Here is a 16,184-nt window from a genome sequence, read left to right as displayed (position 1 = left end):
GGACAGCCCGCGGGCTGTCCGGCTCTGCATTTTTATAAAGAAAATATTAGACCCGCAGCTGCTTTTTTGCCATTTGCAGCGCACGGCAGATATAGTACCATGAAACCGGCTGGAAATCAACATTTTTTCTGCATAGCTTCAAAATATGCAGCGGCGACGCCTACCTGATTGGCTTCACTGCTGAAGGCACAGGGCACGATCTGGCAGCGGGGCAAGCCCTCCATGTAAGCCTGTCCCGCCCGGGAGGCGTACAGTCCATCGTAGGCGCTGCGCAGGCTTTCCAGCAGCAGGGGCTGCTTGCTGATGCCGCCGCCGATGGCTACCTTTTCCACATCCAGCAGAACGGTCAGGTTGTAGATCTGCACCGCCACCGCGTGGCAGAACCGCCGCAGCACCTCTAAGGCTTCCGGCTCCCCGGCATTGGCGGCGGCAAAAAAGCTGCGTCCGTTCAGCGGGGCGTCCTCCGGCAGCGCCTTGCGGGCGCGGTACCATTTGAGCAGGTTGCTGGTGCTGCACTGGCAGGCCATGTTCTGGTCCGGGGCGTCCCACGCCTCGGCGTTGGTGTTGACAAAGCTGTACTCTCCGGCGGTAAAGTGCACCCCGCGCACCAGCTGTCCGTTGGCGATGATGCCGCCGCCCACGCCGGTGCCGATGATGAACACCGCTGCGTTGCAGCAGCCTTTCAGCGCGCCGTTTGCCAGCTCTGCCATGGCGGCGGCCTTGCCGTCGTTTTCCAGGATGACAGGGCAGCCGCACTTTTCTGCCAGCAGCTGCCCCACCGGGGTAGCGGTGTTGTACAGCAGCGCCCCGCCGTTGGACACATAGCCGGTGCGGTTATCCACAAAGCCCGGCAGCGCCATGGCAATGCCGGTCACTTCATCTTTGTGGGGCGCATACAGCCGGTAGACTGCATCCAGAAACTGTGCCTGCGTATCTTGCGGCGTGGGCACCGCGCCGCTGTCCGTGCGGTGCATCTGCTCATCCATGACCGAGTATTTGATCTCGGTTCCGCCTACATCAAAAACCATGATCTTCATTTTGTAGCCCTCCCGTAAACGGTCGTTTTCTGCCCCTATTATGGCAAATCAGCGCGGGAAAGTAAAGACCCGGCAGTAAAAATGAAAACTGTAAAAATCGCCCCGCCTTGCAGTTGCAATCCACCCCGCCCTGTGATATCCTGAAAAGAGAGTATCTGTTATATAAAGGAAGAAACTGCCATGGATTGCAAACTGCGTGCCAAAAACTGCGGCGGCTGCCCCCTGCTGGGGCTGGACTATGCCGCGCAGCTGAAACAAAAGGAAGAAAAAGTGCGTGCTCTTGTGGGCAAATACGGCCCGGTGCACCCCATCCGGGGCATGGAGCAGCCCTACCACTACCGCAATAAGGTGATTTCCACCTTTGCCGTCGGCTGGGGTGGAAAACTGACCTCCGGCATCTACGCGGCAAACAGCCATAAGGTATTGCCGGTGGAAAGCTGCCTGCTGCAGGACGAGGTGCTGGACAAGACCATGCAGGCGGTGCGGGCTGCCGCCAACGCCTGCCGCTACCAGCCCTACGATGAGGACAAGGGCACCGGGCTTGTGCGCCACTGTCTGCTGCGGCGGGGCGTAGCCACCGGGCAGGTGATGGTGGTGCTGGTAACGGCGCAGCCGGTGCTGCCGGGGGCCAAGAACTTTGTAAAGGCGCTGCTGGCGGAGACCGCACAGCGCGGCGTGACTGTGACCACCGTGGTGCAGAACGTGAACAGCCGCAAGACCAGCGTGGTGCTGGGCGAAGCGGAAAAGGTGCTGTACGGCAAGGGGTTCATTTTGGACACCCTCTGCGGCAAGACCTACGCCATCAGCCCGCGCAGCTTTTATCAAATCAACCACGCCCAGACCGAAGTGCTGTACGGCCTTGCGGTGGAAGCTGCAAAGCTGACCGGCAAGGAGGTGGTGCTGGACGCCTACTGCGGCATCGGCACCATCGGCCTGACCGCCGCCGACCATGCAAAGCAGGTGGTGGGCGTGGAGCTGAACCGGGACGCCGTGCAGGATGCCATTGGCAACGCAAGACACAACGGCGTAAAGAACGCCCGCTTCTTTGCCGCCGACGCCACCCGCTGGATCCGCGAAGCGACCGCAGCGGGGGAGAAGGCAGATGTGATCTTTATGGACCCCCCGCGCGAGGGCTCCACCCCGGAATTTCTTGCCAGCGTGGCCCGCATGGCACCGAAGCGGGTGGTCTATGTCAGCTGCAACCCCGTCACTCTCGCCCGCGACCTTGCCACCCTGACAAAGCTGGGCTATAAGGCCGAGGGCTTTACCCCGGTGGATATGTTTCCGCATACAGAGCATATCGAGGTTGTCTGTGCCTTATCAAAGGCATCAGCGCGCAGAGTGAGATAATTTGCAATGGATAGATATTTTTTTGTTTTAACGACTATTGATCTTTTTGTGCTTGGCTTTATGTGCCTTCTTACAAAGCTGAGCGAATCTTTGAATAAAAAGCAGAAGCGCGGGTTCTTTCTGGCCTTTGCGCTGATCGCGGCGATCTCGGTGCTGGAGGTCATCACCATCGTGGTGGACGGCACACCGCCGGGTTACCGCTGGCTGAACATTTTGTCCAACTATCTGGGCTTCGGGCTGACACCAGCGGTGGCGCTGTGCCTTGTGTATGTACTGGACAAAAAAACCATCATCCGGCGCGGGTTCAAGGCGGCGGTGTGCTACGAGGGCGCGTATCTGCTTTTTCTGGCGGCAACGCTGCCCTATGGGCCGGTGTTCTCGGTGAGTGCGGAAAACCTCTACGCCCGGGGTGGGTACTTTTTCATTTATGTCATCATGTATTACGCCTCCATGCTGTACCTTATGGTGGCTACGGTGCGCACGGCGGCAGTTTTTCAGAACCGCAGCCGCACGCTGATCTACCCGCTGACCCTGTTTCTGGGCGCGGAGACCGTGATCCAGATCGCGCTGCCGGCGCTGCACGTCACATGGCTGTGTGTCACGTTGCTGTCGGTGCTGTATTATATCTATTGCAGCGAGATGTGGAACCAGCTGGACGCGCTGACCGGACTTTTGAACCAGAACAGCTACCTGAACCGCACCATTGAGATGCGCCGCAGCGGCGGGGTGCTGGTGGTGTTCGATGTGGATGACTTCAAGCAGATCAACGACCGCTACGGCCATTTACAGGGGGACGTCTGCCTTGCCGAGATCGCGGACTGCATCAAAAAAGCCTACGCCCGCTGCGGCTACTGTTACCGTATCGGCGGCGATGAATTTTGCGTGCTGCTGAAAGACGAGGCAAGCGAAGCCCGTTGCGCAGCAACGCTGCAATCTCTGCTGGCAGAACGGCGCAAGACGCTTACCATTTTGCCGACGGTCTCCCTTGGCTCTGCCGCCTTTTCCGGGGAGGACGTGGTCGCAGTGAAGGACCGCGCCGACCGCGCGCTCTACTGTGCTAAAAACGAGCTGAAAGCCCGCGCCGCAGCGGCAAAGCCCGCAGATGGCAGCGAGGAGAAGAATTGAACAGATCATACAGCGGGGAAACCCCGCCCGTACAACAGAAAAACGGAGGAACACCGATGAACACAGATTGGAACAGCCCGCAGGGCGATTTTGACACCGCTGAAAAGCAGGGGGAGCTGCTGATGCTGCTCAGCCGGCAGCAGGTCACCGTGCACACATGGGACGACCCGGACTTTGACTACATGGAAGAGCAGGATCTGGCGCTGGTGGTGCAAAGCCCTACCGGCACAGAGGATCTGCTGATTGAGCTGTGCGGGGAGTTCTCGGTGTTTTTTGAAAAGTGGCACGGCGAGTACGCCGCCACCGCCGAGGGCTACACGCAGCTGCAGCAGGATATCACCGCCATTCTGGACGGCAAGGCGGGCGCACTGAGCCTGTACACGGAAAACGGCTGGCAGGGCACGGTGCTGTGCACCGAGCTGCCCGGCGTAGAGGACGCCGGAGCCGCTGCGGTGCTCAAGCGCTGCTGGCAGGCGGCAAAGCCGGACGCCGCCCTGCCTGCGGACAGCCGGCTGGAGCTGGTGTGCTGGGATCCGGCACAGAACCGAAAAGTACAGCTCCCGGCAGAATAATAGAGCAAAAAGGTCGCTGCACAAATGGATGCAGCGACCTTTTCTTATACAATTTGTTGTTTCTTTTTGCGATTCGCCATATAGTTTGCAAATGCGGAGGCCGCAGTGCCCAGCGCGATGCCCAGCACTGCGCCGCCGAGGACATCGGTGGGGAAGTGCACATAGAGGTACAGCCGGGTAAAGGCGATAAAGGCTGCCAGCACCAGCGCGGGCGCGCCCAGCTTCCGGTTTTGCAGCCAGAGCGCGTAGGCTGCCGCCACCCCGGAGGCGGTGTGCCCGGAGGGGAAGGAGTGCCCGTGCGGACGCGCCACCAGTATGGTGATGGAAGTGTTGATATCGCAGGGGCGGGGACGGGCAAACAGCGGCTTGAGGAAGAAGTGCCCCGCCGCCATGTACAGCACCAGCGCCACCGCCATGGCAAAGCCCGCTTTGCGGGTGCGCCGGAAGAGCAGAAGCAGCAGGGTGAAGGCGATCCAGATCTCGCCGTGAGCACCGGCGTAATCAAAAAAGATGGAGATCGTGTTCATTACCGGGTTGCGGAACTGGTACAGCCAGTCCAGAAAAGCAAACTCAAAGGGCATGGGTTCCTCCTTTTGGGTGGTGAGAAAGCAGACTTTTTATACAATATAGCATATAAATGTTAAAAAATACAAAATGTGCGGTAAATTTGCCTTCAGGGCAGGGGATACTCCGCTTTCATCTGTGCCAAGGTGGGGTAGCTGTCGAGCGCGCCGTGGTGCTGCACGCTGATAGCACAGAAGCGGTTGGAAAAGGTCAGATACTCGGTCAGGCGCTTGCGGGAAAGTTTTGGCAGTTCGGCGGCGGTTACGCCGTCCCGCTGCAACTGCCACAGGAACGAGCCGATAAAGCCGTCCCCCGCGCCGGTGGTGTCCACCGCCGTCACCTTGGGGCAGCGGGCGCGGGCACTGGCGGTGCGGGTGTAGGCGCGGGCACCCTTGCTGCCGCAGGTGTACAGCACCAGCTGTACATCTCCGGTAAAGAGCGCGGGCAGTGCGGCTTCAATATCCTCCGTGCCGGTGAGGAAGGGCAGCTCCTCGTCCGAAAGCTTCAGGATATGGGTCAGGGGGAGAAACTGCCACACGGTCTGACGCAGCTGTTCCCGGTCCGGCCAGAGGGGGAAGCGGAGGTTGGGGTCAAAGCTGAGGATGGCGCCCGCCTCCCGCGCGGCAGTGATGGCAGCCAGATGGGCGTAGCGCATGGGGCTGTCCACCAGTGAGACGCTGCAAAAATGCAGGGCAAAGGCCTGCGAAAACCAGCCCGGGTCGATCTGCTCCGGGGTATACAGCAGGTCTGCGGAGGGCTTGCGGCAGAAGCTGAAAGTGCGCTCGCCGTTTTCCGCTAAGCTGACAAAGGCCAGCGCGGTGCTGGCTTTACTGGTAAATTCCAGATGGGAGAGCTCCACGCCGCAGGCGGCAAGCGCCCGGGCGATCTTATGACCAAAGGGGTCGTCGCCCAGCTGGCTCAGCAGCGCACTGCGCCCGCCCAGCCGGGCAACGGCGGCGCAGACATTGGCCGGAGCGCCGCCCACCCGGGGGCTGAAGGCGGGTACTTCGTCAAAGCTGCATCCCACCCGGGAGGGGATCATATCGATCAGCGCTTCGCCGATGGAAAATAAGATCCTGTCGGACATAGGGCTTCTTCCTTTCTGCATACAGGTGTGCCGCAAGGTGCGGCAGTGTTCAGTATACACCCGCAGGGCGCTGTGCGCAACTGCTTCTTTTATACGGTAATGGGCGGGTTTTGCGGTTGACTTGCAGCGGCGGATATGCTACAATTTCCAGACGTATACAAAAACAGGGAAAAAGGGAAAAGTGTATGGATCTGACAAAACAGTTCTTTAAATATGTCTCGCAGAATATTTTCGGCTTACTGGGTACTTCGTGCTATATTCTGGCCGACACCTATTTTATTGCACAGGCCGCCGGTACAGACGGCGTTACCCTGCTCAATCTCTGCCTGCCCATTTATAACTTTATTTTTGCCATTGGCTCCATGATCGCGCTGGGCTCGGCGACCCGCTACGCTATTGCCAAGGCACAGAATGATGCCCGGGGACAGCGGTATTTCTCCAACGCCATCCTGTGCGCCGTACTGGCGTCTATCCCGTGGATGCTGGCGGGTGTTTTTGCGCCCGGGGCGCTGCTGCGGCTCATGGGCGGTGATGTCGGCATCGTGGCGCTGGGCATCCCCTACGCCCGCATTTTTCTGCTGTTCACCCCGTTTTTTATGTGCAACTACATCGTGTCGGCCTTTGTCCGCAACGACGGTGACCCCTCACTTGCCATGGTGGCGACCTTGAGCGGCAGTCTGTTCAACGTGGTATTTGACTATATCTTCATGTTCCCCTTGGGTCTGGGGCTGGCCGGTGCGGCGCTGGCAACGGCGGTCTCGCCTATTATCAGCATTGCAATCTGCAGCCGCCACTTCTTTAAAAAGGAGAACACCCTGCAATTCGTGCGGCAGATGCCCTCGGCAAGGCTGCTGGGGCAGAGCTGTCAGCTGGGCGTCTCCGGCTTTGTGGGCGAGCTTTCCTCCGGCGTGACCACCACGGTGTTCAACTTTCTGCTGCTGGGTCTGGCGGGCAACGTGGGCGTAGCAGCCTACGGCGTGGTGGCAAACTTTGCACTGGTGGCTACGGCCATCTTCAACGGCGTGGCGCAGGGCGCACAGCCGCTGGTGAGCTGCTGCTACGGCCAGAACGACCGCGCCGGGGCGCGGAAGCTGCTGCTGCTGGGCAGTGGCACGGTGCTGGTGCTGGCTGCGGTGCTGTACGCCGCAGTGTTCGGCCTGACCGATACCTTTGTAAGCTGGTTCAACAGCGAAAACTCGTTGCAGATGGCGCAGTACGCCCACACCGGGATGCGGATGTACTTTGTGGGCTACTTCTTTGCGGGCTTCAACATCATGGCGGCGGGCTATCTGAGCGCCGTGAACCGCCCGGCGGAGGCTTCCGTTACCTCCATCTGCCGGGGTATGGTAGCCATCGTGGTCTGCTCGCTGGTGCTCAGCGCGGTGTTCGGGATGTCGGGTGTATGGGCGGCCTTCCCGGCCTCGGAACTGCTCACCGCGTTGCTGACCCTGTTTCTGCTGCGCAGAAAAAAGGCCGAGACGGCTTAAATATACATCTCCTGTTCCCGCATGGTCTCCTCGGGCGTAAGCCCGGCCTGTGCGGCGCGACCGGTCAGTGCCCGCCATTGTGCAGGGGACTGGCCGGTTTCTTTTTTGAATACCCGGCACAGGTAGTTCGCCCCGGAAAAGCCGCACAGGCTGGCCACTACGTCCAATGTGTACTCCCGGTGCAGCAGCAGCCGCTGCGCGGCCTCGATGCGCACGGTGGTCAGGTACTTGCCCGGCGGCACGCCTACGGCGGCGGTAAAGGTGCGCACCAGATGGCTTTTGGAGACGCCCAGCCGCTCGCTGAGCTCCTCCACACCGTACAGCCCGGCATAGTTGGCGCGGATATCCTCTATGGCGGCCTGCACCAGCGGCGGCAGGGCGGGTGCGGCGCTGTCGGCATCCGCCAGCTCGCACAGCAGGGCAAAGACCAGCTGGCTGCGGGCACGGCTGTGGGTGGGCTTTTCCTCGGCAAGGCGCCCCATCAGCTCGGCGGCGGCAGGACAGGTCTCGCCTTTGGCAAGGTAGGGCAGCTCCCGCAGGCCGTTCAAAAACTGCGTGCTGGCTTGCCCGGTCAGCTGGACGCACAGCAGATGGCAGCTGTCCTCCGGGGTCAGGGTGAGCGGGGCGCGGCTCAGGATCAGGTGCCCCGCCGCAGCGGACTGCGGCGGCAGCACCAGCACAGCGCCGGCGGGTGCGGCAGACGCCCCGGGCAGGGAGGCGGTGCATCTGCCGCTGGAAACAAGGCAGACCCACAGCCCCTCGCCGGTCAGAGTGCGGGGCGCGGAAAGCTGTACATCCAGCAGCGCAGCCGGTGCGGCGATGGTGTTCCAGTCAAACAGCAATATCTGACACCTCTAATCAATAAAATGCTATTTTATATCACAAAATTATCTGTTATTATAGTACCAACGAAACAACACGCCGTCAAGGGCGTGAAACATCAAATATTTTACGGAGGATAACGATTATGGCTTCCATTAGCTGCCAGCACATCTACAAGATCTATCCGGGCGCAACTGCCCCGTCCGTTACCGACTTCAACCTGGAGATCCAGGATAAGGAGTTCATCATCTTCGTCGGCCCCTCTGGCTGCGGCAAGTCCACCACCCTGCGTATGATCGCCGGTCTGGAGGAGATCTCCAAGGGCGAGATGTACATCGGCGGCCGTCTGATCAACGACGTTCCCCCGAAGGATCGTGATATCGCCATGGTGTTCCAGAGCTACGCTCTGTACCCCCACATGACCGTTTACAAGAACATCGCTTTCGGTCTGGAGCTGCGCAAGACCCCGAAGGACGAGATCGACAAGCGCGTGCACGAGGCTGCTAAGATCCTGGAGATCGAGCACCTGCTGGACCGCAAGCCCAAGGCTCTGTCCGGTGGTCAGCGTCAGCGTGTTGCTCTGGGCCGTGCAATGGTTCGTAACCCGGCAGTCTTCCTGCTGGACGAGCCTCTGTCCAACCTGGATGCTAAGCTGCGTACCTCCATGCGCACCGAGATCATCAAGCTGCACAAGAAGCTGGCTACCACCTTCATCTACGTTACCCACGACCAGACCGAGGCTATGACCATGGGCGACCGTATCGTGGTTATGAAGGACGGCATCATCCAGCAGGTCGATACCCCGCAGAACCTGTACGATATGCCCTGCAATATGTTCGTTGCAGGCTTCATCGGCAGCCCCCAGATGAACTTCCTGGACGGCACCCTGATCAAGAAGGGCGAGTTGTACGGTGTTGACCTGGGCGGCGACGTGATCCCCCTGCCCAAGGAAAAGACCGCCGACGGCAAGCTGGATTCCTACGTTGGCAAGAAGATCAAGATGGGCATCCGTCCCGAGGATATCGATGATGAGCCCGAGTTTATGGCAAAGCACACCGACTGCCAGCTGGATGCTCAGGTCGATGTTTCCGAAATGATGGGCGCTGAGATCTACCTGTACTTGGAGTACAAGGGCAACAAGATGACCGCTCGTGTTGCTCCCACCTCCAAGGCTCGCAACGGAGACACCGTCCGCGTTGCATTCGATCCCCATAAGGTGCACCTGTTCGACATCGAGACCGAGCAGACCATCCTGAACTAAGACTTAGCAAAGATCATTTTTGATCCTCCTATCATACGAAAGACCGCCGAAGGAAAACCTTCGGCGGTTTTTCGTTTTGGAAAACCCTCTCAGTCATCGCTGCGCGATGCCAGCTCCCCCGAAAGGGGGAGCTTTTAGCATGGCGGGAAGGTTTCTTATTGCACTTAGTACTTTAACAACAAGGGCAACGGCGTGCGCCCTCTCCGTCACCTGCGGTGACACCTCTCCCAAAGGGAGAGGCAAGAGCACTGCGGGAAACTTTCTCATTGTTCTTTAAACCTTCAGCAATGAGCCTTAGACCTTGGCTCCCCCTTCGGGGGAGCTGGCACGCCGTAAGGCGTGACTGAGAGGGTTGCCCCTCCCGTGAAAATGGGGTTCAGAAACGCCCACAGGCGTTTCTGAACCCCGAAATAAAAATATTTTTTCCGCTGATTATGCCCAAAGCAACGCGGCGGGCATTCCCAATCATTTTATCTGTGTACCCTGCCGCACCAGCTCGATGAATACGTTCATCTGGGGGGTCACCCATTTATCCCGGTGATAGAACAGCTGCCGGTGCATCATGACGGTGCAGTCCGGCACGTTCAGCCGGGCCAGACGCCCCTCGGCCAGTGCGCTGCGCACGATGTACTCCGGCAAAAAGGAAAGCCCCATGCCCTGTTCTACCATCTGGCACAGCAGCGCGGCGCTGCCCAGCTCCAGATAGGGATGGATGGCAAGGCCGTGCGCCGCCATGCACTGGTCCAGCGCGTCCCGGTAGCTCATGCCCCGCTCGGTGAGCAGAAACTCCTGCCGGGGTAGAATGTCCAGCGGGAGGGCGCTTTCCTGCGCCAGCGGATGCTGCGGCGGTGCAATGAAACACACCGGCTCCGGTACGTCCGCCGCCAGCACCAGCGTGGGCTGCAAAAGAGGCTGGTCCAGCGTGTAGACAAGGTCTACCTGATTGGTGCTCAGCAGTTGCAGCATCTCGTCCGTGGAGGCTGTGTGCAGCACCAGCTCTACCTGCGGGCAGCGGGCGTGGTAGCGCTGCAATAGTCCCGGCAAAAAGGTGCTGCACACGGAATCTGCCAGCGCGATGCGCAAGCTGCCCCGCACCTGCTGGGCGGGCTGCAAGGCAGCCTGCGCCTGCTGGGCGGTTTCCAGCAGAGTGCGGGCGTAGCCTAAAAAGGTCTGCCCGGCATCGGTCAGGCGCACCGTCTTGCCCACGCGGTCAAACAGCGGGGTGCCCAGTTCGGCTTCCAATTGTGCGATTTGGGAGGACACCGCCGACTGCGAGTAGCCCAGCTGCCGCGCAGTGCGGGAAAAGCTGTGCAGCTCGGCGATGTGCAAAAAGGTATTGACAGTCCGCAGTTCCATGAACGGCTCCTTTTATAACAGGGTGATGTCCTGCACGGTGAGCTGAGCACCGTCCACGGTAAAATGCACCTCCAGCCCGGCAAATTCCATGCCATATACCCGCTGCGGGTCGTGCTGGTAGGAGGGGCGGGGGTCACTGGCAAGCACGCCCTGCAAAGCGGCGCGGTCGGCCTCCGGTACGGTCTGCCACAGCGCTGCCGGGCAGAATACCTCCAGATGGTGGGTGCGGGTCTGCCCGGTAAAGCCCTCGGCGGCGTCCGGGTGACAGTCCGCGTAGGGGATGTAGGGCTTGATATCGTAGATGGGGGTGCCGTCCATCAGGTCGGCACCACGCACGATGAGCACCGGTCCCACATCCGGGCGCTGCTCAATGGCTTCCAGCTTAACGCTGGAAAGTCCCAACGGGTTCGGCCGGAAGGGCGACCGGGTGGCGAAAACGCCCACACGGGTGTTGCCGCCAAGGCGCGGCGGGCGCACGGTGGGAGACCAACTTTCTCGCACTGCACCGGAAAACTGCCACACCAGCCAGATGTGGCTGAAACCCTCCAACCCGCGCAGGGCGTCGGGATTGCGGTATTCCGGGGTAAAGATGATCTCGCCCCGCAGCTCCTCTACCAGCCCGCTCTGGCGCGGGATGCCGAACTTGGTGGGAAAGGCGGTATGGATATGGGCAATGACCTTCAGGGTCATGGCTTCGGGTGCCTGCTGCATGATGAACTCCTTGCTCAATAGATCTTTTCAATGGGGCAGTCGGCGGGGATGCCGTACCGGCTGCGGAAGGCCTGCAATTCCTGCGGGCTGCGGATTAGCTGCACCTCGGTAAAATGGCCGGTGTGCAGATCCTGAAACCCGGCCACCTGCTCCCCGGTGCAGATGCTGCACCGCAGCACTGGCTTCTGGGCGGCGGGGTCGTAAGCGGGGGACGTTTTCTTTTTGCCGAACACAGGCTGCTCCTTTCTCTCCTTATCTTATAGACCGCGGCAAAGCCCCACGGCTTTGCCCTCAATGTGCAGCTCCGAAAGCTGCTCGCCGACGTAGAACATGGGCGGGCAGACGGCGGCGTTATCCGCCAGCAGCATCACGGCATCGCCCTGCCGGTGGAAGTGCTTGAGGGTAGCTTCCTCGCCCACCCGCACAGCGGCGATCTCGCCCTGCTCCACCTCGGGCTGGCAACGAATGCAAACGATGTCTCCGTTGCATATTGTGGGCGACATGCTGTCGCCGTGGCAGGTCAGGGCAAAATCTGCGTGCCACGCGGCGGGCACCCCGATATAGCATTCAATGTTCTGCTCGGCGGTGATGGGGGTGCCGCAGGCAATGGAGCCGATCAGCGGCACCTGCACCATGGCAGGCAGCGGCTCAAAGCCAAGGGGGCAGGCGCAGGGCGCGTCCAGCCCCAGCAGGGCGGCGGGGGTGGTCTCCAGCGCCTGCGCCAGCTCCTCCACCTTGGACTGGGGCAGATCGTTGATGCCTTTTTCCAGCTTGGTGATGGAGGAACGGGAGCGGTAGCCCATGCGCCGGGCAAGCTCCTGCTGCGAAAGGCCCAGCTGCTCCCGGCGCAGCCGGACACGGGTAGATAGATCGGACATGACAGTTCTCCTGAAAACTATGGGTTGTGGTATGAAATACGGCTTTCTGCTCTGAGTATAGCAGAAAATTTCTTAAAAATCAACAATTGTGGTGCGTTTTGGAAACTATAGGTTGACAGATAATCAACAACGGCGTATAATACAACCAATGATTGTCGTAAACGCGGCGAACTACAAAAAAGGAGAGAAGCCATGGCAAACACAAACCTAATCTACACTTACATCCAAGACAGCGGCTACAAGCTGCAATATGTGGCCAGTGTGCTGCACATCAGCAGCAACACCCTGCGGCACAAGCTGCTGGGTGAGACTCAGTTCAAACTGGACGAAGCCGAGCGGCTTTCCACCATGCTTGGCCTGACGATGGCCGAGCGGGACGCCTGCTTTTTCGATGCCGAGAACCGGTTTTCGCGCAGTGCAACGCTGGAGCTGCCCAAAAGGGGGAAGCGCCAGTGACACCGGAACAGCGAGACCTGACCCGGAACGCCCTGCGCAAGTATGGCGAGCGCCACTGGGCGCGCACGCCGGAAAACCGCCGCTGGCAAAGCGCCATTGATGAGGGCATCGACTATTATCAGGTGCATGACCCCATGCGGGCAGACCTGCTGCGGATGCGTTTTTTTGAGCAGCGCCCGGAGGACGAGATCTTAGAGCAGCTGCACATCGGCCGCACCACCTACCAGAAGGCATTGCAGGATCTTTTGAGCACCATCGCTGTCTACGCCGCCCAGCGCGGTGCGTTCTGAGGCATAACCATAAAACCGGGCTGCTACACGAAATAAAGTGCAGCAGCCCGGTTTTGATTATTTCTTCTTGGCGTCCGGGTCCTCGCAATGGCTGTGGCAGGAGGCACAGTTGCCGTTGCAACCCTCACCCTTCCAGCCGCCCTGTCTGGAGATCCAGACCACAGCCAGCGCAAACAGCACAGCCAATATTACCAGCGTGATGATCCCGCGAAGTGTCATATTCATCCCTCGATTTCTCTTATGCAGCTTTCTGCCCCCAAGTATACACGATTTGCAGGCAAAGAGCAACAGCCTGCCGCACATTTTTTGTGCAGGGCGCAGCCGGTGCGGCTGCCCGGCGGTAATGTTGCACGCCCGGAGCCCGGCAGGGCGTTTTTGCTGGGAAGGAAAGTGTTTCGAAAAAAGTAAAATAATTTTAAATTAGGGCTTGCATTTCGGCAAATGCCGTGCTATAATAATCACGTTCCAGTTCGGAGCGCACAACACAAGCGAATATGGAGGATTAGCTCAGCTGGTTAGAGCACCTGCATCACACGCAGGGGGTCTGGGGTTCGAGTCCCTAATTCTCCACCATACAGTTCGTACTCGAACCCAATTCTTTACGAAAAAGGGTTCGGGTACGTTTTTTGTTTATCGGAGGTTCTGCGGAAGGACTACTCGGAACGGTAAACGAGCAAAGGCAGGGTATCACTATGATAGTGGTATCCTGCCTTTTGCTTTGCGGAATCAAGTTCGCTTTGTGCGAACTTGATCGCCACCTATATGGCGCATTGAGGGCAATTGCTGCGTACGTGCGTACCGGGAGCCTGTACACCTCTGGCAAGGTGTAACACACTAGACTTTGTTCCAAAGTCCGTGTGCTAAGGGGGCAGGCTCCTTAGAATTCCTGTGGAGTGTGTACGCACGTACGCAGGAAAACGGCAAAATTTCACTATATCGGGGTGTTCTTTCATTGGAGAGTATGGTATACTCGGCTTAGTTCAACAAATCAAAATTTGGCGAGGTGATTTACATGAAAAAGAGCGCATCAAGAATCGTCGGTTTGGTAATGCTGATTATAGCTGTTGCATTTATAATGTTTGCGGTGAACCATCCAGAAATGAGTTTTCCTTGGAACAATACCATTACTTGGTTACTGTATGGTTTGTATGTTCTTGTGACAGTCGTGCTGCTTATTGCGCCTAAGATGAAGAAGTAAACAATTCCAGTTTGCCGTACTCGTTCCCAGCAGGGTTTGGGGCAGGCACGCCCCAACAAGAGCACTTCGGAAACTCACAAGAGGTGAAGAAGTGAAGTCCCGGATGGGCAGAAAATTTTCAAAAATTGAAAATTTGTGGCCACGGGACGATTCTTGCTCTCCCCTTTTTCGCTGCGTTTCGTAATTTTCACATTTCAATCTGCTCGCAGATTGTTGACAAGCTGCGCTTGACCCGATACTATAAAGGCAAGTCGAATACACGCCAAGGAGGTGCAACCATGACCGCCGTGATCTACGCCCGCTATTCATCTGACAGCCAGCGAGAAGCGTCCATTGAAGGACAACTGCGCGACTGCAAGGACTACGCCGAGAAGAACGGTATCACAGTGGTCGGCACCTACATCGACCGTGCCTACTCTGCCAAGACGGATGACCGTCCAGACTTCCAGAGGATGATCAAGGACAGCGCGAAGAAAATCTTCGATGTGGTTCTGGTCTGGAAGCTCGACCGCTTTGCCCGGAATCGGTTCGATGCCGTGAACTACAAGTACCAGCTGGAAAAGAACGGTGTCCATCTGGTGTCTGCCATGGAACCCATCTCACAGGGGCCTGAAGGCATTATGGTGGAGAGTATGCTGATTGGCATGGCGGAATACTATTCCGCCGAGCTCGCCCTGAAAGTGGCGCGCGGTGAGCGCGAAAATGCCCTTCAGTGCAAGTATAACGGCGGTGTGGTTCCGCTGGGCTTCACCATTGGCAAGAAGGACAGGCTGTACCATATCGACCCGGAAACGGCTCCCATCGTGCAGGAGATCTTCACCTGGTACGCCGACGGCGAACCGGCTGAGAAGATTGCAGCATCCCTGAACGAGCGCGGCCTGCGTACCCGCACCGGGAAGCCGTTCGTGAAGAACAGCTTCTTCCAGATCTTCCGCAACCGCCGCTACATCGGCGAATACCGCTACAAGGACATCGTGACGCCGGGCGGCATTCCGGCCATTGTTGACAAGGATTTGTTCGACCGGGTGCAGCAGCGTTTCGAGCAAAACAAGATCGCCCACGGTCGGCCTGCAAAAGAGGATGTGAGCTATCTGCTGACGACCAAGCTGTTCTGTGGCAAGTGCGGCACCCTGATGGGCGGCGAAAGCGGCACCAGCCACATGGGAAACACCTACTATTACTACAAGTGCGGCAACGCCAAACGCCACGGCAAGGCGCACTGCGACCTGAAAGCCATCCGCAAGGAGCCTCTGGAGCGGTTCGTGGTGGACACTGCCATTAAGGTGATTTTCAGCGATGAAATCATCGAACAGCTGATAGATTTGGTCATAGAAGCCCAGCAGAAGGAGAACACCCGGCTGCCTGTCCTGAAAGACCAGCTCAGGGACACGGAGAAGCGGCTGGCAAACCTTCTGGAAGCCATTGAACAGGGCATCCTGACCCCGACCACCAAGCAGCGTTTGGACGAGCTGGAAGCCCGGAAAGAAGCTCTGAACACCAGCATTCTGGAAGAAGAGCTGAAAAAGCCCGTCTTGACCCGTGAGTGGATTCGGTTCTGGCTTGAAAAATTCCGCAAGGGTGACGTGGGCAGCACGGAACACCAGCGGCAGATCATTGATACCTTTGTCAACTCGGTCTACGTCTTTGATGACCGGGTCGTACTCAACTTCAACTTCACGGACGATGCCAAAACGGTCACCCGTGAGGAAGTGTTGGGTTCGAGTGCCGTGGACAATGCTCCACCAAACGTAAGGCCGTTTACCTGAAAAGGTAAGCGGCTTTTTTTGTATCTACGTGCTTTTTGATATGCAAAAGTGAAGCAGATTCACTTTTGTATATTGATAATGAAACGTGTAGGAGGCCCCCTTTTCAGTCGTTTGTAGCAGATCTGTAGCAAAATTCGTGGAGGATCGGCAAAATGACCTCAGAAACCCAATTTTTGCAGGTTTTTTGGCATAAAATTCTATCCTTGAATTTTGTGCAGAATAAC

General features: G+C 58.3%; 18 protein-coding genes and 1 tRNA gene. 10 read left to right on the top strand and 9 right to left on the bottom strand.

Annotated elements, in window-relative coordinates; all coding sequences use genetic code 11:
* Positions 1–116: 116 nt before the first annotated feature.
* The gene (locus WMO44_RS11120) at positions 117–1,037 is read right to left on the bottom strand and encodes an ROK family protein (RefSeq protein WP_249251319.1); all 921 of its coding nucleotides are present in this window, start codon (positions 1,035–1,037) and stop codon (positions 117–119) included.
* A 180-nt stretch (positions 1,038–1,217) separates the two neighbouring features.
* On the opposite strand from WMO44_RS11120, the gene rlmD reads away from it, so the two are divergent.
* The 3 genes from rlmD (at position 1,218) to WMO44_RS11105 (ending at position 4,084) form a co-directional block, all read left to right on the top strand.
* The gene (rlmD, locus tag WMO44_RS11115; RefSeq protein ID WP_349152628.1) at positions 1,218–2,387 is read left to right on the top strand and encodes a 23S rRNA (uracil(1939)-C(5))-methyltransferase RlmD; all 1,170 of its coding nucleotides are present in this window, start codon (positions 1,218–1,220) and stop codon (positions 2,385–2,387) included.
* A gap of 90 nt (positions 2,388–2,477) precedes the next feature.
* Positions 2,478–3,512, top strand: a complete 1,035-nt coding sequence (locus WMO44_RS11110) for a GGDEF domain-containing protein (protein ID WP_349152627.1) — start codon at positions 2,478–2,480, stop codon at positions 3,510–3,512.
* 56 nt (positions 3,513–3,568) lie between these two features.
* A complete protein-coding gene (locus tag WMO44_RS11105; RefSeq protein WP_349152626.1) occupies positions 3,569–4,084 on the top strand; it encodes a hypothetical protein in 516 nt (171 codons plus the stop codon).
* A gap of 44 nt (positions 4,085–4,128) precedes the next feature.
* On the opposite strand, the gene WMO44_RS11100 is transcribed toward WMO44_RS11105, so the two are convergent.
* Entirely contained in the window at positions 4,129–4,665 is a 537-nt protein-coding gene (locus tag WMO44_RS11100) for a phosphatase PAP2 family protein (RefSeq protein ID WP_349152625.1), read from the bottom strand.
* A gap of 92 nt (positions 4,666–4,757) precedes the next feature.
* The gene (locus tag WMO44_RS11095; RefSeq protein WP_349152624.1) at positions 4,758–5,735 is read right to left on the bottom strand and encodes a carbohydrate kinase family protein; all 978 of its coding nucleotides are present in this window, start codon (positions 5,733–5,735) and stop codon (positions 4,758–4,760) included.
* 185 nt (positions 5,736–5,920) lie between these two features.
* Between WMO44_RS11095 and WMO44_RS11090 the strand changes: the two genes are divergently transcribed.
* Positions 5,921–7,222, top strand: coding sequence for an MATE family efflux transporter (locus WMO44_RS11090; protein WP_349152623.1), 1,302 nt, complete (start codon positions 5,921–5,923; stop codon positions 7,220–7,222).
* Here the strand turns inward: WMO44_RS11090 and WMO44_RS11085 are convergent.
* Entirely contained in the window at positions 7,219–8,064 is an 846-nt protein-coding gene (locus tag WMO44_RS11085; RefSeq protein WP_349152622.1) for a helix-turn-helix domain-containing protein, read from the bottom strand. The two genes, WMO44_RS11090 and WMO44_RS11085, sit on opposite strands and share 4 nt — an antisense overlap.
* A 125-nt stretch (positions 8,065–8,189) precedes the next feature.
* Between WMO44_RS11085 and WMO44_RS11080 the strand changes: the two genes are divergently transcribed.
* Positions 8,190–9,305 carry an ABC transporter ATP-binding protein gene (locus tag WMO44_RS11080; protein ID WP_349152621.1) on the top strand — a complete coding sequence of 372 codons (1,116 nt, stop codon included), beginning with the start codon at positions 8,190–8,192 and terminating at the stop codon, positions 9,303–9,305.
* Between the two features lie 465 nt (positions 9,306–9,770).
* On the opposite strand, the gene WMO44_RS11075 is transcribed toward WMO44_RS11080, so the two are convergent.
* The 4 genes from WMO44_RS11075 to WMO44_RS11060 are packed head-to-tail and all read right to left on the bottom strand — an operon-like array spanning position 9,771 to position 12,250.
* Entirely contained in the window at positions 9,771–10,661 is an 891-nt protein-coding gene (locus tag WMO44_RS11075) for a LysR family transcriptional regulator (protein WP_349152620.1), read from the bottom strand.
* 12 nt (positions 10,662–10,673) lie between these two features.
* Positions 10,674–11,372 carry a tRNA (N6-threonylcarbamoyladenosine(37)-N6)-methyltransferase TrmO gene (gene tsaA, locus WMO44_RS11070; protein ID WP_349152619.1) on the bottom strand — a complete coding sequence of 233 codons (699 nt, stop codon included), beginning with the start codon at positions 11,370–11,372 and terminating at the stop codon, positions 10,674–10,676.
* 14 nt (positions 11,373–11,386) lie between these two features.
* Entirely contained in the window at positions 11,387–11,605 is a 219-nt protein-coding gene (locus WMO44_RS11065) for an aspartate dehydrogenase (protein ID WP_349152618.1), read from the bottom strand.
* Positions 11,606–11,629: 24 nt separating this feature from the next.
* Positions 11,630–12,250 carry a LexA family protein gene (locus tag WMO44_RS11060; protein ID WP_349152617.1) on the bottom strand — a complete coding sequence of 207 codons (621 nt, stop codon included), beginning with the start codon at positions 12,248–12,250 and terminating at the stop codon, positions 11,630–11,632.
* Positions 12,251–12,442: 192 nt separating this feature from the next.
* On the opposite strand from WMO44_RS11060, the gene WMO44_RS11055 reads away from it, so the two are divergent.
* Both WMO44_RS11055 and WMO44_RS11050 read left to right on the top strand, forming a co-directional pair.
* Entirely contained in the window at positions 12,443–12,706 is a 264-nt protein-coding gene (locus tag WMO44_RS11055) for a hypothetical protein (RefSeq protein ID WP_015536590.1), read from the top strand.
* On the top strand, positions 12,703–12,996 hold the full coding sequence (locus WMO44_RS11050) for a hypothetical protein (RefSeq protein ID WP_055186265.1): 294 nt from the start codon (positions 12,703–12,705) through the stop codon (positions 12,994–12,996). The genes WMO44_RS11055 and WMO44_RS11050 overlap by 4 nt, the downstream gene beginning before the upstream one ends.
* Positions 12,997–13,053: 57 nt before the next feature.
* Here WMO44_RS11050 and WMO44_RS11045 read toward each other — a convergent pair whose 3' ends face one another.
* Entirely contained in the window at positions 13,054–13,221 is a 168-nt protein-coding gene (locus tag WMO44_RS11045; RefSeq protein ID WP_055186266.1) for a FeoB-associated Cys-rich membrane protein, read from the bottom strand.
* Positions 13,222–13,492: 271 nt separating this feature from the next.
* Here WMO44_RS11045 and WMO44_RS11040 point away from each other — a divergent pair.
* The 3 genes from WMO44_RS11040 to WMO44_RS11030 all read left to right on the top strand — a co-directional run bounded on the left by WMO44_RS11040 (position 13,493) and on the right by WMO44_RS11030 (position 15,960).
* Positions 13,493–13,569, top strand: a tRNA-Val gene (locus WMO44_RS11040).
* A gap of 439 nt (positions 13,570–14,008) precedes the next feature.
* On the top strand, positions 14,009–14,194 hold the full coding sequence (locus WMO44_RS11035; RefSeq protein WP_005943483.1) for a hypothetical protein: 186 nt from the start codon (positions 14,009–14,011) through the stop codon (positions 14,192–14,194).
* Between the two features lie 278 nt (positions 14,195–14,472).
* Positions 14,473–15,960: a recombinase family protein gene (locus tag WMO44_RS11030; protein WP_349152616.1), complete on the top strand. Its 1,488-nt coding sequence runs from the start codon at positions 14,473–14,475 to the stop codon at positions 15,958–15,960.
* Positions 15,961–16,184 lie beyond the last annotated feature (224 nt).

It is taken from the genome of Faecalibacterium tardum, assembly GCF_040096515.1.
In the GTDB taxonomy this organism is placed as follows: Bacteria; Bacillota; Clostridia; order Oscillospirales; family Ruminococcaceae; genus Faecalibacterium; species Faecalibacterium tardum.
The sequence above is the reverse complement of the archived record's forward strand: the minus strand, read 5'-3'. Positions and strand labels throughout refer to the sequence as shown.

Bases quoted from the DNA above. Each gene is read 5' to 3' on its own strand.
- WMO44_RS11120 (WP_249251319.1), bottom strand. From the start codon at position 1,037: ATGAAGATCATGGTTTTTGATGTAGGCGGAACCGAGATCAAATACTCG.
- rlmD (WP_349152628.1), top strand. From the start codon at position 1,218: ATGGATTGCAAACTGCGTGCCAAAAACTGCGGCGGCTGCCCCCTGCTG.
- WMO44_RS11105 (WP_349152626.1), top strand. From the start codon at position 3,569: ATGAACACAGATTGGAACAGCCCGCAGGGCGATTTTGACACCGCTGAA.
- WMO44_RS11100 (WP_349152625.1), bottom strand. From the start codon at position 4,665: ATGCCCTTTGAGTTTGCTTTTCTGGACTGGCTGTACCAGTTCCGCAAC.
- WMO44_RS11095 (WP_349152624.1), bottom strand. From the start codon at position 5,735: ATGTCCGACAGGATCTTATTTTCCATCGGCGAAGCGCTGATCGATATG.
- WMO44_RS11090 (WP_349152623.1), top strand. From the start codon at position 5,921: ATGGATCTGACAAAACAGTTCTTTAAATATGTCTCGCAGAATATTTTC.
- WMO44_RS11080 (WP_349152621.1), top strand. From the start codon at position 8,190: ATGGCTTCCATTAGCTGCCAGCACATCTACAAGATCTATCCGGGCGCA.
- WMO44_RS11075 (WP_349152620.1), bottom strand. From the start codon at position 10,661: ATGGAACTGCGGACTGTCAATACCTTTTTGCACATCGCCGAGCTGCAC.
- tsaA (WP_349152619.1), bottom strand. From the start codon at position 11,372: ATGCAGCAGGCACCCGAAGCCATGACCCTGAAGGTCATTGCCCATATC.
- WMO44_RS11060 (WP_349152617.1), bottom strand. From the start codon at position 12,250: ATGTCCGATCTATCTACCCGTGTCCGGCTGCGCCGGGAGCAGCTGGGC.
- WMO44_RS11055 (WP_015536590.1), top strand. From the start codon at position 12,443: ATGGCAAACACAAACCTAATCTACACTTACATCCAAGACAGCGGCTAC.
- WMO44_RS11045 (WP_055186266.1), bottom strand. From the start codon at position 13,221: ATGAATATGACACTTCGCGGGATCATCACGCTGGTAATATTGGCTGTG.
- WMO44_RS11035 (WP_005943483.1), top strand. From the start codon at position 14,009: ATGAAAAAGAGCGCATCAAGAATCGTCGGTTTGGTAATGCTGATTATA.
- WMO44_RS11030 (WP_349152616.1), top strand. From the start codon at position 14,473: ATGACCGCCGTGATCTACGCCCGCTATTCATCTGACAGCCAGCGAGAA.